Origin of the sequence: Undibacterium sp. Ji49W (genome assembly GCF_049340205.1) — a bacterium.
In the GTDB taxonomy this organism is placed as follows: domain Bacteria; phylum Pseudomonadota; class Gammaproteobacteria; order Burkholderiales; family Burkholderiaceae_D; genus Undibacterium.
The window spans coordinates 28,001-50,236 of the sequence record NZ_JBMPOW010000011.1 but is presented as its reverse complement, the minus strand read 5'-3'; the positions used below and the strand labels follow the sequence as shown (position 1 = coordinate 50,236).

General features: G+C 50.9%; 21 protein-coding genes. 12 read left to right on the top strand and 9 right to left on the bottom strand.

Annotation, left to right across the window (positions count from 1 at the left end):
• Positions 1–130: 130 nt before the first annotated feature.
• Complete coding sequence (locus ACO0LK_RS14980) at positions 131–790, top strand: hypothetical protein (RefSeq protein WP_422976340.1); 660 nt, start codon at positions 131–133, stop codon at positions 788–790.
• A 361-nt stretch (positions 791–1,151) separates the two neighbouring features.
• Positions 1,152–1,769 carry a hypothetical protein gene (locus ACO0LK_RS14975; RefSeq protein WP_422976338.1) on the top strand — a complete coding sequence of 206 codons (618 nt, stop codon included), beginning with the start codon at positions 1,152–1,154 and terminating at the stop codon, positions 1,767–1,769.
• A 14-nt stretch (positions 1,770–1,783) separates the two neighbouring features.
• On the opposite strand, the gene ACO0LK_RS14970 is transcribed toward ACO0LK_RS14975, so the two are convergent.
• Together ACO0LK_RS14970 and ACO0LK_RS14965 are read right to left on the bottom strand one after the other, a co-directional pair.
• Complete coding sequence (locus ACO0LK_RS14970) at positions 1,784–2,551, bottom strand: substrate-binding periplasmic protein (protein WP_422976336.1); 768 nt, start codon at positions 2,549–2,551, stop codon at positions 1,784–1,786.
• 421 nt (positions 2,552–2,972) lie between these two features.
• On the bottom strand, positions 2,973–5,300 hold the full coding sequence (locus ACO0LK_RS14965) for a DUF6600 domain-containing protein (protein WP_422976334.1): 2,328 nt from the start codon (positions 5,298–5,300) through the stop codon (positions 2,973–2,975).
• A gap of 247 nt (positions 5,301–5,547) precedes the next feature.
• Between ACO0LK_RS14965 and ACO0LK_RS14960 the strand changes: the two genes are divergently transcribed.
• Positions 5,548–5,772 carry a YgaP family membrane protein gene (locus ACO0LK_RS14960; RefSeq protein WP_422976332.1) on the top strand — a complete coding sequence of 75 codons (225 nt, stop codon included), beginning with the start codon at positions 5,548–5,550 and terminating at the stop codon, positions 5,770–5,772.
• A gap of 3 nt (positions 5,773–5,775) precedes the next feature.
• A complete protein-coding gene (locus ACO0LK_RS14955) occupies positions 5,776–6,306 on the top strand; it encodes an RNA polymerase sigma factor (protein WP_422976330.1) in 531 nt (176 codons plus the stop codon).
• A gap of 268 nt (positions 6,307–6,574) precedes the next feature.
• On the opposite strand, the gene ACO0LK_RS14950 is transcribed toward ACO0LK_RS14955, so the two are convergent.
• Positions 6,575–8,563 (bottom strand): OPT family oligopeptide transporter, encoded by a 1,989-nt coding sequence (locus ACO0LK_RS14950; protein ID WP_422976328.1) that lies wholly within the window; start codon positions 8,561–8,563, stop codon positions 6,575–6,577.
• A 398-nt stretch (positions 8,564–8,961) separates the two neighbouring features.
• Here ACO0LK_RS14950 and ACO0LK_RS14945 point away from each other — a divergent pair, with 398 nt between their 5' ends.
• Positions 8,962–10,170, top strand: coding sequence for a hypothetical protein (locus ACO0LK_RS14945; protein WP_422976326.1), 1,209 nt, complete (start codon positions 8,962–8,964; stop codon positions 10,168–10,170).
• A 5-nt stretch (positions 10,171–10,175) separates the two neighbouring features.
• On the opposite strand, the gene ACO0LK_RS14940 is transcribed toward ACO0LK_RS14945, so the two are convergent.
• The 3 genes from ACO0LK_RS14940 to ACO0LK_RS14930 form a co-directional block, all read right to left on the bottom strand.
• On the bottom strand, positions 10,176–10,856 hold the full coding sequence (locus tag ACO0LK_RS14940; protein WP_422976324.1) for a flavin reductase family protein: 681 nt from the start codon (positions 10,854–10,856) through the stop codon (positions 10,176–10,178).
• A gap of 102 nt (positions 10,857–10,958) precedes the next feature.
• On the bottom strand, positions 10,959–11,756 hold the full coding sequence (locus ACO0LK_RS14935; protein WP_422976322.1) for a type IV pili methyl-accepting chemotaxis transducer N-terminal domain-containing protein: 798 nt from the start codon (positions 11,754–11,756) through the stop codon (positions 10,959–10,961).
• Positions 11,757–11,905: 149 nt separating this feature from the next.
• Positions 11,906–12,358: an Lrp/AsnC family transcriptional regulator gene (locus ACO0LK_RS14930; RefSeq protein WP_422976320.1), complete on the bottom strand. Its 453-nt coding sequence runs from the start codon at positions 12,356–12,358 to the stop codon at positions 11,906–11,908.
• A 131-nt stretch (positions 12,359–12,489) separates the two neighbouring features.
• Between ACO0LK_RS14930 and ACO0LK_RS14925 the strand changes: the two genes are divergently transcribed.
• Both ACO0LK_RS14925 and ACO0LK_RS14920 read left to right on the top strand, forming a co-directional pair.
• Positions 12,490–13,113 (top strand): LysE family translocator, encoded by a 624-nt coding sequence (locus ACO0LK_RS14925; protein ID WP_422976318.1) that lies wholly within the window; start codon positions 12,490–12,492, stop codon positions 13,111–13,113.
• A gap of 163 nt (positions 13,114–13,276) precedes the next feature.
• Positions 13,277–13,873, top strand: a complete 597-nt coding sequence (locus ACO0LK_RS14920; RefSeq protein WP_422976316.1) for a DUF938 domain-containing protein — start codon at positions 13,277–13,279, stop codon at positions 13,871–13,873.
• Between the two features lie 110 nt (positions 13,874–13,983).
• Here ACO0LK_RS14920 and ACO0LK_RS14915 read toward each other — a convergent pair whose 3' ends face one another.
• Entirely contained in the window at positions 13,984–14,292 is a 309-nt protein-coding gene (locus tag ACO0LK_RS14915) for a single-stranded DNA-binding protein (RefSeq protein ID WP_422976314.1), read from the bottom strand.
• 24 nt (positions 14,293–14,316) lie between these two features.
• Positions 14,317–15,447, bottom strand: a complete 1,131-nt coding sequence (locus ACO0LK_RS14910; protein WP_422976312.1) for a GNAT family N-acetyltransferase — start codon at positions 15,445–15,447, stop codon at positions 14,317–14,319.
• A 229-nt stretch (positions 15,448–15,676) separates the two neighbouring features.
• On the opposite strand from ACO0LK_RS14910, the gene ACO0LK_RS14905 reads away from it, so the two are divergent.
• Positions 15,677–16,621: a M28 family peptidase gene (locus ACO0LK_RS14905; RefSeq protein ID WP_422976310.1), complete on the top strand. Its 945-nt coding sequence runs from the start codon at positions 15,677–15,679 to the stop codon at positions 16,619–16,621.
• Between the two features lie 78 nt (positions 16,622–16,699).
• On the opposite strand, the gene ACO0LK_RS14900 is transcribed toward ACO0LK_RS14905, so the two are convergent.
• On the bottom strand, positions 16,700–17,380 hold the full coding sequence (locus tag ACO0LK_RS14900) for a Bax inhibitor-1/YccA family protein (protein ID WP_422976308.1): 681 nt from the start codon (positions 17,378–17,380) through the stop codon (positions 16,700–16,702).
• A 404-nt stretch (positions 17,381–17,784) separates the two neighbouring features.
• On the opposite strand from ACO0LK_RS14900, the gene ACO0LK_RS14895 reads away from it, so the two are divergent.
• The 4 genes from ACO0LK_RS14895 (at position 17,785) to aspS (ending at position 22,216) form a co-directional block, all read left to right on the top strand.
• Positions 17,785–19,209: a sodium:solute symporter family protein gene (locus tag ACO0LK_RS14895; RefSeq protein WP_422976306.1), complete on the top strand. Its 1,425-nt coding sequence runs from the start codon at positions 17,785–17,787 to the stop codon at positions 19,207–19,209.
• Between the two features lie 160 nt (positions 19,210–19,369).
• The gene (locus tag ACO0LK_RS14890) at positions 19,370–19,696 is read left to right on the top strand and encodes an FmdB family zinc ribbon protein (protein ID WP_422976304.1); all 327 of its coding nucleotides are present in this window, start codon (positions 19,370–19,372) and stop codon (positions 19,694–19,696) included.
• A gap of 53 nt (positions 19,697–19,749) precedes the next feature.
• Positions 19,750–20,352, top strand: a complete 603-nt coding sequence (locus ACO0LK_RS14885) for a DUF502 domain-containing protein (RefSeq protein ID WP_422976302.1) — start codon at positions 19,750–19,752, stop codon at positions 20,350–20,352.
• 61 nt (positions 20,353–20,413) lie between these two features.
• Positions 20,414–22,216: an aspartate--tRNA ligase gene (aspS, locus tag ACO0LK_RS14880; RefSeq protein ID WP_186950204.1), complete on the top strand. Its 1,803-nt coding sequence runs from the start codon at positions 20,414–20,416 to the stop codon at positions 22,214–22,216.
• Positions 22,217–22,236 lie beyond the last annotated feature (20 nt).

Genomic DNA, 22,236 nt, shown 5'->3' with positions numbered 1-22,236 from the left:
CTAAATTTTGTCCGATAAGTTAAAAATATGTTATCTTTTCCCGAATTCGTGGACGGATGTTATTGGCATCCTCTTTACTACCTCAACGCTGTGACTTACACGGTAAGCTCACCAAAGCAAAGGACCAGACATGGACATAGCACTGAATTTTGTCAATCGATCAGATGATCTGAATAATTCGGAAATCGTCATCTTCCAAAAAAATGTGGCAACAAATTATAATGAAATGCCCGTTGCCTGGATGGTCATCAAAAACTGCGGCAGAGGTGATCATCATCCTTTCGATTTTATCTTAGGAAATTATGTTGCTGCCACTGATGCCTATGGCAACTATACACCGCGATTAGACATACAAAACGGGCAGCTCGTTAAGATGGAGTTTACGCATTCTGGTGATAGATTGGTTCGTGATGGCTATAGCGCCAGCGCCAAGCAAATGCAAGTCTTGAATAATTTGCTGAGAGGTGCTATCGCTGTACACATTTATAAAAATGAAAAATTGCTGGCGACTACAACCTCCGTCGCTCCACAGCAAAAGGCCACGTTCGAATTCAAACCGACTATCTGGATAGGTGTTGCTTCACAGGCCGTGCAAGGCCAGGTCATGGACCTGGCGACTATTTCCAACATCAATACAGAATTATCCCTGAAGGATGTAGCCAGTGCTGATATCGTCATGACAGGTGGTGGCCCAGGTGCCAATTTCACTCCCTTTGTTTTTTCATTGGAAAATGTCGTTATGCAATATAACCCTGCTCAGGGTTTGCCCGATGGATCTGGCCTGACCTGAGCTTCGGCATTGGTGACGGCTCGTCAGTCAGCGCTGACTTTATTTCGCGACGCTAGTACCTACGGACGTTGGTGCGCTGATGGGCGTTGCCGGTTTATTTGATCTGTATATCCATCCTGATGCATTGGTGGCGATGCTGTCCTGATTCTTTGTGTATATCCAGATTGCGGATGTTGATCCGCAATCTGGATTGTCTTTTTTGCCCCCTTTCTCTGCCTTGATTTCTCTTGTGATACTTTGTCTGTGGATGTACTATTGAAATATCAATATTGCAATTTATTTGATATCGATTATTTGCAATCGATTATTTGTAATCGATATCACAGGCAATTTCTTACGAATCAAGCAAAGGGAGCCGGCGATGGATATAAAACTTACTTTCCGCAATCTATCCAACGATACGAATAATTCCAGTGTCGTTATTTTCCAGAAAAATGTCGTAGCAGATTTTGGCGAAAAGGCCGTGGCCTGGACGGTCATCCGCAATTGCGGTCAAAATGGGTACCATCCCTTTACCTATCCTACTCGCATGACAGTGTCTTCCAGCGACAGTTGGGGTAATTACATGCGACAACTGGCCGCACAAGATGGGCAAATGTTTGCGCTGGAAATGGCCCCCTCTGGCCACATCCTTGCTTATGCCGGACCAGCAACAGATGCATCAGAAGTCCAGGTGCGCAATAACCTGACGCAAGGCGCAATCAATGCGCATATCTTCAAGGATGGCAAGCTGTTGGCGATCAAGACCGGCATTGCCCCTGGTCAAAGCGCAGCATTCAGGCTGGAACCTACCTTGTGGATAGGCGCAGTTTCAGAGATGGAAGAAGGCGATGTCATGAATCCGGCGGTGATGTCCAGTATCAATACAGAGTTGTCTTTGCTCGGTATCGCCAGCGCAGATATCGTGATGACAGGTGGTGGCCCGGGTGCCGACTCCAAACCGTTTTCATTTCATCTGGAAAACATCAAGTACGCCTGATCCTGTTTCAGGTTCTAAGGCCGCCCCGGTGGATCAAGTCGTATCACCGCCATTGGTGGTGGCTCATTCGGCAACCATTTTTGATGGATGCGGCTGAAGTGGCCTTCCTTCTTCAGCCAGCGCAAGGCATCTTCCCACACCTTGAGAGTGGCTGCGGAGGTAGAGCTTGAAAAAGCCAGATACAGCTCCAGGCTGTCGAGAACTTTAACCTTTTCCACATCGTCGGCAGTGTGCCCTATTTCCTTGAGCACAGATGAAACCACCAGGCTGCCCTCGACCCATAAATCAAAACGTTTGGCCAGCAACATGTTGGCGATGATTTGTGGGGTGGGTGCCTGTTCTATATTTTGAAAACCTTTCTTGCGTGCGGTATCTGCAAAGATGCTGGAGCGATAAGCCCCGACCTTGAGTTTCTGTATTTCATCCCCCATGCCGTGCAAGCGTGCAGCATTGCCTTTGCGGGTATATAAAGAGGTGGTCGAAATGGCGATGGGGCCTAGCAGGACCATGAGCTTTTCGCGTTCTTCTGATCTGCCTACGGTAAATAAAAGCGTATTCGGTTCTTCCAGTAATGCCTTGTAGCCGCGCGCCCAGGGCACAACCTGTATCGGCTGATTGCTGCCTATATGTGCCTGCATGGCGCGCACCACGTCGACTGCCATGCCCTCGGCTTTGGACCCGCTGCCAAAACTGATGGGTGGCCAGTCTTCAGTAAAAATTTGCAGTTCCTGAGCCTGGGCGTGAACGTGTATCAGACAAGCTGTGCAGGAAAGTGCCAGCATGGCGCAAGCATGACGCAGACGTAAGGAAAAAATGTGAAGTGATGCAGCAAGCATGTTTGAACGCCATGTTATTGTGCAAAAAATATCACCAGCCGGATGTGCGCAGATTCCTGGGAAGAGTGCGTAATCTGAATTTACAGCAGTTATGGAAATAGTGGTAGGGACTTAGGTAAAACATTGTCAGAGCTTGTTGCAAATTGATGTGGATGCTTATCTCTTTCGGTTCATTTTTTTTATTTGTTCCATTTTTTTCCATTTGTTCTATTTTGGGTGAGCAATCTCAGATATGGACGGAAGAGGCGCAAATATTGACGAAACAATGACAGGCTCGTTGTATAAAAAACAGAAGGCTTATCGCCTCCTGTTTTATGCTGTCGCGGTCATTGTTACCGACACTTGCCGACACTATTGCTGTAGATGATTAACGCTCACGTTCACTCAAGCCATGTTGCTTGGCTTTGGTTTCTTCTTTCTCTTTCGGTTTTTCTGGTCGCGGCGCAGGTGCTGCCGCCGGAGCCTGCATCGGTACCGGCATGGCTACCGGGGCAGGTGCCGGGCGTGCTTCTACTCTTGGTGCTGGCTGTGGCATTGGGGCCATTTGCTGTGGACGTTCTGGCGGCGTGTAGCTGGGGCGTGGTCGTTCTGCCGGTCTTTCGACGACGGGGCGGTCCGGCATGCGTTCTACGGCTCTTTCATTGCGGATTTCACCCTGGCCGTTATTGTCCCAGGCTCTGCCGCCACCTTGTCTTGGTGTTCTGTCGATATTGTCGGCAGGGCGAGTGGGTGCCGTCATGATGGCATTATTCGCAGGACTGTTGGTATTTGGTGTGTGTACGGGTGTGTTGACAGGTGTATTGATGCTGCTGACAGGTGGATTGTTGACTACCGGCGCTGCATTTTGTGGCACTGTCACATTGTTTTGTGGGCGACCTGAATAATTATTTTGCCCGCCATTACCGTATTGACGGACGCCGCTATTGTTGTCTGCCGGCCTTTGGTTAGCCGCAGGAACATTGTTCACCGGTGCATTGATGCCGGCAGGCTGAACCACGGTTGCTGGGTTGGCGGGTGCTGTTTGTGCTGGCGTCAGATTGCCTTGCGGACGGTTATTGCCATTGTTGGACATGCCATTGCCATACGGGCGGTTGTTCGCATTGTCTTGTGGACGATTATAGCTGGGACCGATGTTGGCATTATTCACAGTATTTGCATTATTCGCATTGCCGTTACCCAGTGTGTTGACACCCGCTCCCGGATTAAGGGAACTGGCGCCAACAGGCGCTGCATTCTGCACCGGACCGGCATTGTTTTGCTGACGACTATTGAAATTGTTGACAGATACACCCCGTGGTTCATCGCGTGACTGCGCGCTTCTCAAAATCCGCTGACGGAATTGATCCACGTTCTGCACATTTTGCGGGCGGGCCTCGCCAAAGCGGTTGTTGTTGCCAGGTACCAGGCCAGGTGCTTCGGTCACCACCGGTGTGCGCTGGTTTTCCACGATGACCCTGGTGGTCGATGCAGGCAATACATGCTCACCTCGCACGAAGGTTTGTGTCGGCACAACGGTGACGGCATTGCGTATATTCTGGTTCACATATACACCGCGATTATTATTGATGACGGTGTTATTGATGACCACGTTCTGGTTCAGCCTCTGTATGTAGTTGCTGTTGTGGGTGTAGCCAGGACGGTAGGCTTCGCCAGGTCCGAGCGGGAACCAGGCCACGCCAGGTATATTGCGATGCCCATTTGAAGGATTAATACCGATATTGCTATTGCCGACAAAGGCAACCAGCGCCGGTGCATACACAGGGCGCTGATGCGCATGATAGGGACCAGGTACCCAGGCCCAGCGGGCACCGACAAAGGCCCAGCGGCCATAATGGTAAGGCGCAAAACCCCAGGGGGCACGGTCTACCCAGGTCCAGCCCCATGGCGCAACCCAGACCCATTTGCCATCGCGATAAGGGGCCCAGGTAGTGGTGACCTGTCTTGGGTACCATACGGCACCGTATTCGACTGTAGTTTCCCAGGCACCGTAATCATCCAGCTGCTCATAGCCTATGACTTCGCGAGATACATAGCGTGCGGTCGTCACATTTTCTTCGGCACGGTCACGGTCTGCGGCCCACATGTCGAAGGTGTCCGGCGGTGGTGCCGCACCTATCTGCGTATGCTGGAGATTGCTGCCGGAAAAACGCGTTTGTTCACCTGCACGCAGGGTAATGGTGTCACGGTCCCCCAGGGCAATGCCGGTACCACTGCGTATCAGGATGCTGGTGCTGTTGTCGTAATTAATAGTAATTCTGTATTCACCCGGCTCTTGCACAGAAAACACCAGGTTAGGTGTGCTGACATCAAAATTTTCCCTGCCGGCCAGCGTGCGTACACGCAAGATGATACTGCCCTGTTTCAGGTCGATCTGGGTATTGTCATCATTGAGGGTAGTAAAGCTGATGCGTGAACCTTCCTGCAGCCGCACGGCATTCGCACCGACATGCAGTTCAGCCCTGCCGGATGGCGCGACCATCAGGCTGTCGCCGCCAGCGATGGGACGGTTCGCTATCAATGTGGACCAGTTGTCGGTGCCTGCATCTGCGAAACTGATATTGCCGTATGAATAGCTGACCCTGGCAACACGCCCGGGTGGCTCATCCTGTGCCCGGGCCGGTGTCTGGATAAACAGGGTGGCAATCAGCAATGCAGCAATGCTGAGGACTGGGGTGGAGCGAAGATTTGCACTCATTTGTCTCTTCCCGGCATAGGAGGTCATTTAAAAATAGTCGATCTGTTTTATCCATAACGCATGAGCGGGCGTTTTGGATGTCAACAACGTGCATAAAGTTGAAATTTTTAATTTGCTACCGGCCAGTTATCGTCAGCAAGTTGATGAATGGCTATCAAAAAATAATGCCGTGCCTGCGAATCCTTTTGTCTTTTGGTGGCCTCTTAAGTATGACAAATCGTCATTCACATCTTTTTAAGGGGATATCATGCTGTATATGAAAAATTTACCAGCCTGGGAACGTCTGTTGCGTATTGTTGCCGGACTGGCATGTCTGGTGTTTGCTGCAATGAACTGGGGCATCTCTGGATTAAGTGTGCTGGCAGGAATTAGCGGGGCAGTAGCAGCACTGACTGGCCTGATCGGCTTTTGTCCCATGTGTGCATTGCTTGCCCGTAAGCCTGTTGCGCGCAAACTGGACAGGAACGCTTAGACCATGGCAGCCAGCGTGAAACGGGAACAACTGATTGTTGCTGCACAGACAGGTGATGCCAGTGCCATTGCCCGTTTGCTGCAAGTCTGCCAGGCAGATGCGCGGCGTTATGCTTACCGGCATTGCCGCGCCAGCGACATTGATGATGCCGTGCAAGAATCTCTAATGATTATTGCGCGCAAGCTCGGTGGGCTACAAGCGGTGGTGGCATTTTCATCCTGGCTGTTTACCATCATCAAGCGAGAATGCCTGAGGATGGGTCGTGCCTTATTGCCGTACACTTCACTCGATGAGATCACACCAGAACAGCAACTTGCGCACAAAAGCGATGACAGCCTGCGCATGGATCTTGTAGCCGCCCTGGAATCCTTACCCGCCCATTATCTGGAAGTAGTCATCTTGCGGGACTTTGAAGAACTGACCATCACTGACATTGCGGCACGTCTGGCGGAACCGGCCAGTACCATCAAGAGTCGCTTGCACCGTGCCCGGGTGCTGGTGCGGGAATATCTGCTTGCCTATGATTCCAGATGAAATCAATGAAATATCTGATTTCTCTGGTTGCTGTGCCAACTAGTGGACTGTAACAGTTGAAAAAGAAGTGAATGGCGCGTGCCCGGCGATCAGGGCAAGGCGCAAAGCACAGCGATAGTGGGACTATCGCGAGCATTTGCAACACAGCCATGGTCGGCGCGCACGTGGCAGACACTCTGTTTTCAATTGTTACAGTCCACTAGAATGCCCAGGATGTTCAGGGGCAGGTTATGCCAGATCAATAAGTCTGGCATAACCTGTATCTGGCTTACATCAGGACGTTGATGATGGCATTCCCTATACCCAGAATAGCCGCGCCGGATATCAGGCCTGCGCTGATGGCTTCGCAACCTTCTACCCAGAAGGTATGGCCTTTGCTGCCTGCCTTTGGATTTTTCTTGCCCATGTACCAGAATATCAAGGCACCCAGCCACATAGCTAAGCAGGATTCTGGTGGCAATATCACACCCAGGCCTATGGAAACGGCAGACAGTGGCAGGCGGCCCCGGGTGATGACATTCGTGATTTCAATAAAGGCAGCGCACAAACCGGCGACGGCCATGGCGATGATGGCGGAAGTCGGCAAGCCACTGATACCCTTGGCGATAATATCGGCCACGCCCTTCCATTGCAAGGCGGACGGGAAAGAGAACTGTTCACTGACGATAGTTGCCGTGCTGCGTATGCCGTCATGGTCAGGTGGCAGGAACAACAGGAAGAACAGGGGGATACAAGCCAGTGCACCAGAGAAAATGCCGATGATATGGCCGATGACCTGATGCCTGGGTTTGCCACCCAGCATATAACCTGGTTTGATGTCAGACAACAGGGCAGAGGCGTTGAAGGCGATGTCCGCAGTCATGCCGGCTGGCAGCAGGTTGTTGGCCGGATTGCTGCGATCTATGGCCCCCATGCTGAACTGGGTAATCTTTGCCAGTGCACCGATGGGCGCCCAGGAAGTCAGTGCCATGGCATTGATACAGATGATGGTCAGCACAAAAATCAGCGGGAAGGCGACCATGGCCATGATGAAGGGAACACCAAACAGCAGGTTCACCAGCCAGGCTGCAATGACGCACAGCACCGGTACGCCGATATAGGAAATCCACAGTGGCACTTCAATATCCTTCAGCGGATCGGGGCCGGCATCCACGGCTTTTTTGCCATTGCCGGTCATGGATTTAAACGCCGCCTTGAACAGTTCAGGCTTGGCCAGCAGGCCCACCAAAGAGCCGACTACCATCATGGTCACTGCCCACCACAGACCCCATTGATTGACAATTTCGGTACGCGAGATAGGCACTATGGTGCCATTCGGCATGGCACGTGCGGCGATATCTCCTTTTTGTATCATCCACGGTGCCAGCAATACAAAATTGATGAAGGCACCCAGCATCACGCTGCTGGCAACCCGTATCCCCATCAGGCCACCAACGCCGAACATCGCAACATCCAGATTCAGGCGCAGGCCCAACTGACGTATGTCGGTGCCGAGTATATTGGGTATCCACCAGTGTAGTTTGGTGGCAGCCGTGTAGTAGTAGGTGTCCAGACGTTCGGGCAGATTCCAGGCTTCTGTCATGCCAGCCCATTTATCCATGCGCAGTATCTTGAACTGTATCAGGCGCATCCAGCCATCACTGACTATCATCTGGTACAAGCCGGCGAACAGGCTGGTATAGCCCAGCAGTTTGGCTTTGTACAGGCCGCTGCCAGCGCCATCGGTGTACAGGGAATCAAGCACTACGCCACAGGCGCGGCCTTCCGGGAAGGGGAGTTGATCTTCATTGACAAAACGGCGCTTCAGCGGGAAGGCGACCAGCACACCGATCAGCGCCACCACCGTGACCCAGAGCAGCATCTGCCACCAGGGGATGATTTTGCCAGTAATCAGCATATAGGCAGCCAGACTGGAAATCAGCGGATTGATCATGTAGCCGGCAGCCGTGGCAATGGATTGCGTGCAGTTGTTTTCCAATATGGTGTAGTCAGAGGTGATACCCAGGCTGTGCAGAATACGGAAAATCGCAAAGGACAAAATCACGGAAGTCAGACCAACGCCGATGCCGATACCGGTCTTGGCACCAATGTACAGAGCTGTGGCAGCCAGTATGCCACCCAGCAGAAAACCGGTCAGTGCCGAGCGCAAGGTCAGTTGCGCCATATCCTTTTGGTAGATATTGTCAAACCACCACTGATCTTTCTGACGTCGTGTCCAGGTGCGTATCTGTGCTTCGTCCAGTTGCTGCAGAGCCATATGTTCTCCATTTTGGTCGGATTATCGCAAAACTGCATCAGCGCTTGCTTGCATTAGCAATCTTGCTTCAGTCCTGTTAGTCGTACCGCATCCTTGTGGGATGCTTCTTAGAACCTTGCTTACGATCTTACTGCGCATGCGTGATCGGGGCTCATGTGCTGCTCTTCACTCCCGCTGACGCACGCTCGCTACAGATCGTAACCAGGTTCTTATGCTCAGAGTCGCGCCATGATTCGATTTTTTGGATGCTTGATCAAGGGCGGTAGCGCAATATAGTGTTAGCCGAACAGAGTGTCAATTTTTGTATTGCTCCTGACTGCCAGGGGTTTGAACACGATTGTGCGCGTATGTTCCGGGCACAGTAAAATACTTGCAATAAATTAAAGCCAGGACATTCCATGACACTCAATGACGTTGCCGAAGCCTATGTAAAACTGGTACTTGCCACTGGCCAGCATGATCCAGGCTATGTTGATGCCTATTATGGCCCGCCAGAATGGCAGGCAGACATTCAAAAATTACCTCTGGCTGAACTTTTGCAACAGGCAGAAGAATTGAACAGGCAGGCATATGCCCTGCCACCTGCGGTTGCAGGACAAGAATTGCGTCAGGATTTTTTGCGCCTGCATGTGGCGGCCTTGCGTACTTACATCGCCCATCTGGCTGGCACAACCCTGTCCTTCGATGAAGAATCCCTGGCCTTGTATGATGCACGTTCGCCAGACTTGAGTCCGGCTGATTTTGAACCTATCCTGGCTGAACTCGATCAGCTATTGCCCGGTGAAGGCGATCTGAACACCCGCCTGAGCAGTTACAACAAGCAATTTGAAATCCCGCAAGACAAGCTCGATGCCGTCTTTAGTGCTGCCATCAATGAAGCCCGGGCGCGTACCAGAAAACACATCAGCCTGCCGGAAGAAGAAAGCTTCAGGGTCGAATATGTGAAGGACCAGGTCTGGAGTGCCTATAACTGGTACAAGGGAAATAGCTATAGCCTGATACAGGTGAATACGGATTTCCCCATGTTCATCAGCCGTGCCATCGACCTGGCCAGCCATGAGGGTTACCCTGGCCACCATGTTTTCAATTTGCTGATTGAAAAGCATCTGGTGAATGAAAATGGCTGGGTTGAATACAGTATTTACCCCTTGTATTCACCCATGTCTTTTCTGGCAGAGGGTAGTGCCAATTACGGTATCGAAGTCGCCTTCCCACATGCAGAGCGCATGGCTTTTGAAAAGGCGCAGTTGTTCCCGCTGGCAGGCATCGACCCGACCAAGGTGGATCATTATTATCAGGTGCAGGCAGTGCTGCAAAAGCTGTCTTATGCTGGCAATATGGTTGCCAAACGCTACCTGGATGGCGATATCGATACCGAAGCCGCCGTCGTCATGCTGATGAAATATGCCTTGTCGGACGAAGCCAGGTCCAGGCAGCGCCTGCGTTTCATGGAAAGACATCGCTCCTACGTCATCAACTACAACCTTGGTCAGGATATGACCCGGGCCTATGTAGAGCGGCTGGCACAGCCAGGTAATGAAGGCAGCCGCTGGCAGGTATTTGCAGAGTTGCTGGCCAAACCAAAAACAGCTTCCATGGTGGGATAAAAGCTTCAGGCGATTGCCGGTATCTGGCGTGCCTTGTCTACATCCGGGCTGCGGTAGGCTTTTTCTGGAATACCTGATAGCGTCGACGGATGCAGTTGCTGGTTGTCCAGGCCATAGAATTTCTGAAAGCTCATGATCAGTGGTTGCCACTTGTCAGGATCAACCCGGTCAGGGTTACCATCGAGCAGGATGGATGCATCCAGGTACAGACGCTGTATGCGCAATTCAAAAGTCAGAATGCCACCGCGCAGCATGGCTTCATCATCAGCAATACCGTGCATGGCGGCGACACTGGCTTCCTGTTGCACCAGGCATTCCTGCACGCGTGGTGCAGCCACGGTTTCTGATGCCTGTGGTGTCAGGCCAGCCAGTGCAAACTTGTTTCTTTCCAGACGGTAGCCACGTGCAGCCTTCCATGCCGACATGGCATCGGAACCGGTGGTCAGTGCCAGCCGGTTAACGGCCTCAACTTCATTCACCGATGCCAGGTTCAGTACACAGACACCGCTACGTTTCAGATTGCGTGCTGTTTGTGATGTTGATCCCACACCTATCATCGCCCGCCAGCCCAGCCAGAATATGGATGAGATAGGTGCCAGGTTAAAGCTGCCATCTTCATTAACTGTGCTGACCAGGATGACGGGTGTGCCAAAATATAAAATGGCGGATTCGCTATTGATGTGCATTTCTTCCTCGCTTGTGGATGTTGAGGTGGGAAGTATGCAACTTGAATTTTATTTGGGCTCGCCAGAAACGGACATGAAATTTTCAATCAGGTAAAATTTCTGTCAAACAGTCAATTGCTGATACATCACAGTAATCTTGTCCATTACTTCCAGTATCCGTTCACTGGTAGTTGCCACATTGCTGGCAGACAGGCGTTGCTGTTTTCCATCGCCGGTTTGATACAGGGCCGAGTCGAAGAAGACCCATTGAGACTGTGCTAACAATAATTCATCCTTCAGTCGGGTATTATTGCCGCTGGCTGCTTGTAGGGTTTGCATGGCGCTGGCGAATTCCTTACGGCTTGCCTCTATGACGGCAACTGCATTCGTGGGAGCGATATTCCAGTTTGTGGCTTGATACAGCTTGGCCAGACGTTGCGATAGCATGCGTTGACGACCCGCCAGGTTGACCAGTTTTCCTGTACTGCCGCCGGCATGTTTTTCCAGTTGCATGGTCACGTCGTCGGCCATTTGCAAAAGACTTTCGCTGAGCTTTAACACAAGCTTCGCATCACTTTTATTTGGTGTCTTGCCAACCAGGGTTTGCTTGTATTCCTGCCAGGTCTGCTCCATCCGGGTCAGATTACTGCGTATGTCTGCTGTCGGGGAAAATGCATGTAACTCTACCAGTTGACGGTCAAAACTGGACATCGACTGATCGAGAATTTTCTTTGATGTTTCCGTTTCCACCTCCTGGCCGATTTGCAGATAGGCCTTGGCCAGTCTTTGTGTCAGCATGCGTTGACGACCTGCCTTGTTGATGGCATCGTTGATGTTTGCTACCTGGGCTAATGTGCTGAAGGGTAATGACAGGCCCCCGACCATAATCAGGCTACCTGTGATGAATGTTCTGCGTTGCATGCCAACTCCAATGCATATTGAATGTAGTGGAGCTCAGGCTAGGCTGTTGGAGAACGAAAGGCCATTCCTCGAAGGAACTAGTCCAGCTGGTTTCAGGCACAAGGTTTGATGTAACACAAACCTGTAGTTCATCTGCTTTGCTATCCGCTCTATTTATGATCTGGCATGGCCGTCAATGCGCGTAGCGGTATTGGTGCTGACATGATGATGGAGGTACGGGTTTCCCCATAATGATTGATATGGCCGACAAAACTTTCCAGATGGTGCAGGTCCGTCGTTGCTACACGCAACAGGAAAGAATCTTGTCCTGTCACATGCAGACATTCCAGCACCTCGGGCAGGGATTTGAGAAGGGTGATCAGGCTGGCCTTTTGCGGTTGCGGCACGGTGATGCCGATGACAGCCTGCACCCGCAAGCCTATGGCCTCGGCATTTACTTCTGCCCTGTAAGCCCTGATGACACCAGCCTCTTCCAGGCGCTTTACCCTTTCAGACGTAGCGGGCAGGGATAAACCTGTTTCATCAGCGAGCGCCTTCAAGGAAATGCGGGCGTCGCGTTGCAGCGCTGTCAGGATTTTCCAGGCTTTGGCATCAAGATCCATGATATTTAAGTCCAGGTGCTGATTTGCAAGAATAGTTCAGGCAATGTAGCAGTTTTACCTGAATTTTTCTATGTGATTGCGCAAGAAAAATCTTCATACTTGACACATGTTTTTTATTGTCAGGAGCATCTATGGAGTGGAGTTTGTTTTTCAAGGCAATGCTGATAGGTCTGTCGATTGCAGCGCCGGTTGGCCCCATAGGTTTGTTGTGCATACAGCGCACTTTGAAACATGGCATGCGCACCGGTTTTGTCAGCGGTATGGGGGCAGCCTGCGCTGATGCAGTGTATGGTGCCATAGGAGCTTTTGGCATGGTGGCCGTTACTGATTATTTTGTGTCACTGAGTACGCCGTTGGCAATAGCCGGAGCCTTGTTCCTGGCATGGATGGGCGTCAAGCTGATACTGAGCAAAGCCCAGTTCATGGATCAGGGCGAGACAGGCAAGCAGTCATTCGTCAAAACTTTTTTATCCATATTTTTTCTGACCATTACCAACCCCATGACCATCGTGTCCTTTATTGCCGTGTTCGCCAGTATCGCTGGCCCGGTTGCGGTGCATCCCTCTGCCGCAGCCTTCATGGTCGCAGGCGTGTTTACAGGATCAGCCTTGTGGTGGTTAATCCTGAGCAGCGGTGTGGCATTGATACGCAAAAAAATTAGCGCAACTGTAATGACTCTCATCAACCGTGTCGGTGGTTGCCTGTTGCTGGGATTTGCCGTTTGGCAGATACTGAGTGTGGGTAATTGGGTGTAAGTGGGTGTAAGCCGGTTTGGTCGATTGGTAATGCGCAGGAGTCGCTAGTAAAAAATTTCCGTGTTGTGGCATTACCTGTTTCATCGTAGAGTACCAGGGCTCGTCCCTATTTATGAAATGAGTTCTCGCGTCACGCTGAAGGTAACAAACGAAAGTATCCAGAATGAGTAAACTTTTTTCCGCCGCTTGTGAGCGAAACAGCGCCCCGATTCTGCAAGCCATCAAGCCGCTATTGACAGACTGTCAGAGCCTGCTTGAAATCGGTAGTGGCACGGGGCAGCATGCGGTGACATTTGCACAGCATTTGCCGCATTTGCTATGGCAAACCAGTGACCGGCTGGAATATCATCCTGGCATATTGGCGTGGCTGGATGAGGCAGCTTTGCCAAATGCTCTGCCACCGCTGGAATTGAATATAGGTAAAACCGCATTTCCAGAACAACAGTTTGATGCCGTGTTCACGGCCAATACCTGCCACATCATGGCATGGGAAGAAGTGGAACTGATGTTCGCTGGTGTGGCCCAGGTGCTGGAAAACCCTGGCCAATTTTTAATCTATGGCCCCTTCAATTACGCAGGTGAATTCACCAGCGCCAGCAATCAGCAGTTTGATGCATCACTGAAGCAGCAGGCGGCGCACATGGGCATACGCGATATTGAAAAGATCATTGCACTGGCAGACAAGTACGGCATGCGCTTGCAGGATGATGTCGCCATGCCTGCCAATAATCGTTTGCTGGTGTTGGCAAAGCAGACGTGAACTGTATAAGCGCCGCATGTCGAAATAGCAGGGTGCGCCACGCGCACCATCTTTGCCGCATCAAGTTTTATTGAATGGTGCGCACGGTGAACTCTACCGCTTGTCAACGTTTAGTCGGATGTATTTGAATGTGCCGTGATCACGGCATGTGCGATCAAATCCAGTGCCGGTCTGGCTTTGCCCTGCTTGTCAGTCCAGACCTTGGGTGTCAGTGCTCCGGACAGTGACAGGCTGTCGCCATCACCCAGACCTAGCAAGGCCGCACGTGCTGCATCGTTGAAGGCGATGACGTTACAGATGATGAAGTCACCGTCATCGGTAGCAGCGCGTACCTTGCAGGTTACGTACACGGAACCATTTTGTCCCGCGCGTTCTTCAACCTGGCCATAGATACGGCCAGCGATCAATGCGTCTATCATGCTGTTTTCCTGTTTTTTCTGACTTTATTCTTGTTTGCTGGTAGACCATGATTTACGCAGCTTGCGCATCTTCAGGATATTTTTGCCCAGATTTCTGCGCCAGGGATTATTTTTGACGCACTGGTATTCTACATAGTCAATGACACCTGGTCCCCAACGGGTCTTGGATACGTCGTCACCTACTGACAGATTGATGCGTTTCAAGCCCTGGGTAAATGCCCATTGTATGATTTCTGCCAGCAGTGTCGTCATGACGCTGTATTTTGCGTATTGCAGGTCATAGCCTGAATAGTACAGATATAACTCGTCGCCCATGTCAAAAGCCATGCGCATGGCGACTGTCTTGTCACCCAGTTCCAAACCAAAAAGTATGATTCTGCTGGCAAACGGGCTGTCCAGCAAGGCCTGGATAAAGGCACGATGTTTGTTGTCAGCAAAATAGTCCGGGTGTTCTACTGTGTCTGTTGCCTTGGCGCGGGCGCTGTGCAGGGCATAGAAGGTATTGAGATTCTGCCGCACCTCTGCGTTGCCGCGCCACACCTTCAGTCTGGCTTGCAAGTTATCGCGTGCCAGTGAGTTATTGCAGTGGCGCAGTGATTCCTTGATATTGCGCTTCAGTCCGGCTTTGAAGCCGGGCCAGTCAGTATCGAGTTGCAGGATAAAATTTGGAATATCCCTTGCTTCCAGTGGATGTACGGCAGTATTCGTCGCCAGAAAATGCGCGGCATGTTGTCTGGTATGGATAATCTGGAATTCGGTCAGGCCAAAGGTTTCCTGTTTTGACAAGTCTTCCCATTGCTGCAATATGGTTTCAGTATAAGCAGGTAGTGCCAGTGGGATACGTATTTCTGTCAGGTTAGGGTCGGCCCCAAACGGGCGTACATAACGATAGAAGAACAGCCTGTGCAAGCCGACGTGGGTATTGGTCAGCGGCATGACGGCAACGAGTTGTTGTTCGTGATGCAGGGTGCAGATGGCGAGTTCATCTTTGTGAAACCACGAAGAATCTGAAAAAACGGCCCACCACGCCCGGTTCCAGTCAAAAGTCTGAAAGGGCAACAAATGCGCAACCTGGGTTTCCAGTTGACGCCAAGGCGCCGCCAGGGCATCAAATCCGGCTTCGTTAGTAATAATAAATTTTTCTGGATTCAACATCAATGGCGAATTCTGGGCTTGAGGTCACTGCCAGCACGTTAATACAAACTATCACAAATCAACAGATATACTTGAGATACTTTAGGGGTATCAAGTCGGCGGTTATGCCATGTTCCAGAGTAAATTGCAAGCTTGTAACGCAGTGGGCTGATTCGGATCAAGAGAGGATTACCCTGGTTTCCTGAAATTGCCCAGAATCTACCACTTCCATTTTAAATAGAATGTTTATATGCCTGATCTAAGAAAATCCTTGCTGCGCTGCCTGTTTTTCAGTCTGTTGCTTGCTGTGGGCACGTCGCTTGCGGAAGAAGTGAAACCGCAAGTGCTGATTGATGTCCAGCGTCTTGCCAGTGAAGAGATGGCGGGGCGGGCCAGTGATACCGTAGGCAATGCGCATGCGCGTGATTATATTATCGAGCGACTAAAGCAGATTGGGGTAGCGCCTTGCGGAACGGAATTTGTGCAGGGCTTCACATTTCAGACGCGACAAGGCGCAAGCAAGACGGGGCATAATATTCTGGCTTGCCGTACTGGCAGTCTGAAGGACCATTCCAGCGCTGCCAGGATGGTGATTTCTGCCCACTATGATCACTTGGGTGTGCGTGATGGCAAAATCTATTATGGTGCCGACGATAATGCGTCTGGCGTCGCTGCGGTGCTGGCCATTGCCGGGGCCATGCAAAAGAATCCGCCCGCACATGATGTGATGTTTATCCTGTTTGATGCAGAAGAGGTTAACCTGGGTGGTTCCCGTGCCTATACAGTGCAGGCAGTGGCTGATCTGGCGCGCATAGGCATGGTGATGAATTTCGACATGATTGCCCGTGGCGATAAGGGCGAGTTATATGCCAGCGGCACACATCAATTACCTGTATTAAAAACCTTGCTGGCACCACTGGATGGTAATCAGGGCGTGAAGCTGATGTTTGGCCATGACCGGCCAGAGCAGGGTACAGATGACTGGACCAAACAGTCGGATCATTATCCTTTCTTTGCTGCCGGGGTGCCGCACATCTATTTTGGCGTGGAAGATCACGTCGATTATCATCAGCCTGGCGATACGGCAGACAAGATCAACCCGCAGTTTTATCTTGGTACGGTAGATTTGCTGTCCAAAGCCAGTTATTTGCTCGATCAGGCTTTGCTGACCATAAATTTCAGGAATAAGCAGTAGAGAGGCTTTGCCACACCATAAGCCGGTGGCGAAGGTAAGCCATGCGCTGCCAGGGCGGCAGCGCATGTTGAGACCAGGTTAATCGCGCAGACTGATCAGGATGCGCAGCACATACCAGAACATCATTGCGACAGAGGCAAACAACTGCAATGAGGCACCGACATAGCGGTCTTCCGGATAATGATGGATGACATTCGATGCATCATACAAAATGGCGGCACCGGACAGTGCGACCATGGCGACACTGAAGAACATACCAAGCTGGAACCCAAAGATCAGGCCACTTGCTATCAGGACCAGTGCGACCAGACCTGCCCATTTCAGGATGCTACCGAGGAAGGAAAAATCCTTGCGTGACATATAAGCAACACCAACCAGACCTACGGTTGCCAGCACCGTGATCAGGCCAGCATTGGCGATAGCGCCGGGAGCGACATGATCAGCAATAACCAGGATGGGAATGAAGATGATGGCTTCAGCCAGGATGTAAGCAGCCAGTGCCACATATTGCATTGCGAGGCTCTCGACGGTATGAGCGGCGCGTGACGCCAGCCAACCCACCAGCATAAAGGCACCAAGTATGATAAGCCACGACATACTGAGCATGCCCTTGGCCAATACTTCTGCAACGCCAGTTTTGAACAGGATGACTTCAATCGCCGTAAAACTCAGAATGGCACCACCGAGGTGATTAAAAGTTTTACTGATAAAGCGCTCACGCGCAGGTCCGTAGCCTTGTTGGGTGCTTGCCAGTTCCATGGATATCCCTATCTTAGAATTGCCTTAAACCTGTAAAAGGTAAGTGGCTTGGTTTATTAGGTAACCTGCACGAAGTGCAAGTCGTACCGGATTCTACAATAATCATTGCTATATAACAAATTTTAACAATTCAGGTGTGGTGCTTGGCTGGGTATGGCTTTCTGCTCATGGACCGTTGATTGGGAAATTATTGCCAAACTGTGTGCACTTTTCTTGTGCAAATATCTTTGAAAATAGATAAGCACTCCCATTGATGTGGCAATAGCATTCAGCAAAGAGAATAAAGCTTCAGTTCGTTACAAAATTGCCAGCTTCAGGCTCAAACTTCGTGTAACTTACGTCTATAATGCCCGCAGCAAAAATGCGGGTTTTTTTATTGATATCATCACCTAACACGTCTATCCATGAACACATTAATCTGGTTTGTCATTCTGTATTGGGTCATCTCTGTGGGGATAGGCCTGTATGCCGCCCGTTATGTGAAAAATTCCAAGGACTACGCCGTTGCCGGACGCTCGCTGCCCATGTATGTGGTGACAGCAACCGTATTTGCGACCTGGTTTGGTTCCGAAACGGTACTGGGTATTTCATCCACCTTCGTCAAGGATGGTTTGAAGGGCGTAGTTGCTGATCCTTTTGGTTCTTCCCTGTGCCTGATATTTGTCGGGCTGTTTTTTGCCCGTCCGCTGTACCGCATGAACCTGCTGACTATCGGTGACTATTACCGCAACAAGTTTGGCCGTACTGCCGAAGTCATGGTGACGATGTGTATCGTGGTGTCTTACCTGGGCTGGGTCGCCGCCCAGATCAAGGCACTGGGCCTGGTGTTCAGTGTGGTGTCCGGTGGTTATATTCCTATGGATGTGGGCATGATCATCGGTGCCGGCAGCGTGCTGATTTATACCCTGATGGGTGGCATGTGGTCGGTAGCGATCACGGATTTCCTGCAGATGATCATCATCGTGGTCGGCATGTTGTACATAGGCTGGGAAGTGTCGGGCATGGTCGGAGGCGCTGGTGTGGTCATCGAACATGCGTCCAATGCCGGCAAACTCGATTTCTGGCCTGCGCCTACTGCCAAGGAAAGCCTGTGGTTCTTTGCGGCCTGGATTACCATGATGCTGGGTTCAATACCGCAGCAGGACGTATTTCAGCGCGTGGCTTCATCGAAAAATGAAAAAATTGCCGGAAATGCATCTGTGCTGGGTGGCGTGTTGTATTTCTTCTTCGCCTTTATCCCCATGTTTCTGGCGTATTCGGCAACGCTGATCGATCCTAAAATGGTGGAAAGCCTGATAGATAAGGATTCGCAACTGATCCTGCCTACCCTGATCATGACCAAGGTGCCGATGCTGGCGCAGGTGATGTTCTTTGGTGCGCTGTTGTCGGCCATTAAGAGTTGCGCAAGTGCAACTTTGTTGGCACCTTCGGTGACCTTCTCTGAAAACATTCTGAAGCCTTTCTTCCCCAAGCAAAGCGACAAGCAATTCTTGCTGATGATGCGTATCGTCGTACTGGTTTTCACGGTCATCATTACTATTTTTGCTATGAATACCGAATCCAGCATTTATAAAATGGTGGAAAATGCCTACAAAGTGACCCTGGTGGCGGCTTTTGTCCCGCTGGCTTTCGGTTTGTATTGGAAGCGCGCCACGACACAGGGTGGTCTGGCATCGATTATTCTGGGTATTGTCTCCTGGGTGAGCATGGAGATATTGCTTCCTGAAGGTTTGTGGCCGCCACAACTGGTGGGCGTACTGATGAGTATGACAGGGATGATCCTGGGTTCTTTACTGCCCCAGTACACTCGTAAGACCATGGCGGTATAGACCTGAAGGCAGCCTTTGCACGGGCCTGACCCTGGCCCGGCATAGGCATGTATCGGTATAGTATAGGCATGACATAGGCCCGGTTGTGATGCAATGCGCAAATTCTGATCAAAAACCTTTATAATTCAGGGTTTTATCAGTTTTTTTTAGGGGCAAAGCCATGCCGATTTACGCTTACCGCTGTCAAGAATGCGGATTTGCCAAAGATGTATTGCAAAAGATTTCCGATGAGCCGCTGAGCGTATGTCCAACATGCGGCAAGTCTTCTTTTACGAAACAGGTCACCGCTGCCGGTTTCCAGCTTAAGGGTTCGGGCTGGTATGTGACTGACTTCCGTGGTGGTTCCGGCGGTGCAGCAGCTGCGCCCGCAAGCGAATCTGCACCGGCGTCCACTGAGTCGGCGGTATCAACTGCTGCCTCTGCTTCGGCCCCGGCCCCGACCTCAGCATCTTCATCGACCTCAGCAGAAGGTAATCAGGCTGTCTGAGCGGCATTTGCCCAGTTTGTTTTGTCATTTTTATCAAGAGTGAATCGATTACCATGCGTAAATACTTTATTACCGGCCTGCTGATTTTAGTGCCCCTGGCAATTACGCTGTGGGTGCTGCATGCTGTTATCAGTACCATGGATCAGTCATTGTTGCTGTTGCCGGTTGAATGGCGGCCAGAAAAACTGGTCGGTTTCAAGGTATTGGGCATAGGCACGGTGCTGACCTTGCTGATCATTTTTGTGACCGGCCTGCTGGCACAGAACTTTATCGGCAACTATGTCGTCAAGGCATGGGAAAGCCTGTTACAGCGCATTCCCATCGTCAGTTCTATATACTCTAGTGTCAAACAGGTATCGGATACGCTGTTTTCGTCTTCAGGCAATGCGTTTCGCAAGGCCGTGCTGATCGAATATCCACGTCGCGAATGCTGGACTATCGGTTTCCTGACTGGTATACCGGGTGGTGATGTGGTTAATCACCTGAAAGGTGACTTTGTCAGTGTCTATGTGCCGACGACACCTAATCCGACATCCGGCTTCTTTTTGATGGTGCCGAAAGATCAGGCGATAGAATTGGATATGAGTGTAGATGCTGCACTCAAATACATCGTTTCCATGGGCGTGGTGGCTCCCGAGCATCTCCCCACCAAATAAATGATGTGGTTACCCACCGCATCAAATCATTTTTAATTTTGAATACAGACAGGTAAGAAATATGTCCATGCGTACCCAATACTGCGGCCTCACTACTGAGGAATTACTCGGCCAAACCGTCAGCCTGTGTGGCTGGGTGCACCGTCGTCGCGATCACGGCGGCGTGATCTTTATTGACTTGCGTGACCGCGAAGGTCTGGTGCAGGTTGTTTGCGATCCTGATCGTGCTGATGTGTTCAAAGCTGCTGAAACTGTACGTAATGAATTCTGCCTGCGCATTACTGGTCTGGTACGTAGCCGCCCCGAAGGTACTGGCAATAACAATCTGAAATCCGGCAAGATCGAAGTGCTGGCGCATGAAGTGGAAGTCTTGAATCCTTCCGTCACGCCACCGTTCCAGCTGGATGATGACAACCTGTCTGAAACCACACGCCTGACCCACCGCGTGCTGGATTTGCGTCGTCCGCAAATGCAAAACAACCTGCGTCTGCGTTATAAAGTAACGATGGAAGTGCGCAAGTTCCTTGATGCGAACGGCTTCATCGATATCGAAACACCGATGCTGACCAAGTCCACACCAGAAGGCGCACGTGACTATCTGGTACCTTCCCGCGTGAATGCCGGTAACTTTTTCGCTTTGCCACAATCCCCGCAATTGTTCAAACAATTGCTGATGGTGGCCAACTTTGACCGTTACTACCAGATCACCAAATGCTTCCGCGATGAAGACTTGCGTGCTGACCGTCAGCCAGAATTTACCCAGATCGATTGCGAAACTTCCTTCATGAATGAACAGGAAATCCGCGATATGTTTGAAGGCATGATACGTCTGGTCTTCAAAAATACGCTGGACATCGATTTGCCAAATCCTTTCCCGGTCATGGACTATGCCGAAGCGATGGGCCTGTATGGTTCCGACAAGCCAGACATGCGCGTCAAGCTGCAATTCACTGAATTGACCGATGTCATGAAAGACGTCGATTTCAAAGTATTCGCCGGTGCTGCGAATATGGTCAATGGTCGTGTCGTTGGTTTGCGTGTACCAGGTGGCTCCAACATGCCACGTTCTGAAATCGATGCTTACACCCAATTCGTTGGCATTTACGGCGCCAAAGGCCTGGCTTACATCAAGGTCAATGACAAGGCGCAAGGCCGTGATGGTTTGCAGTCACCTATCGTCAAGAATATCCATGATGCAGCATTGACACAAATCCTGGAACGTACAGGCGCGCAAGATGGCGACCTGATTTTCTTCGGTGCTGACCGGGCCAAAGTTGTGAATGATGCGATTGGCGCCTTGCGCGTAAAAATTGGTCATAGCGAATTCGGTAAATCCAATGGTTTGTTTGACGATGTCTGGAAACCATTGTGGGTAGTTGATTTCCCGATGTTTGAGCATGATGAAGAAAACGACCGCTGGACTGCAACGCACCATCCATTCACGGCACCAAAAGATGGTCATGAAGATTTGATGGAAACAGATCCAGGCAAGTGTATCGCTAAAGCCTACGACATGGTTCTGAACGGTTGGGAACTGGGCGGCGGTTCTGTCCGTATCCACCGCGCTGAAGTACAAAGCAAAGTATTCCGCGCATTGAAGATTGATGATGCAGAAGCGCAACTGAAATTCGGCTTCCTGCTGGATGCATTGCAGTACGGCGCGCCTCCACATGGCGGCCTGGCTTTTGGTCTGGACCGTATCGTCACCATGATGACCGGTGCAGAATCCATCCGTGACGTGATCGCTTTCCCGAAAACCCAGCGCGCCCAATGTCTGTTGACACAGGCACCGTCTGAAGTCGACGAAAAGCAATTGCGTGAACTGCACATCCGCCTGCGTGCGACTGAACCAAAAATCGCGTAATTTTTTACTGAAACAGCGGG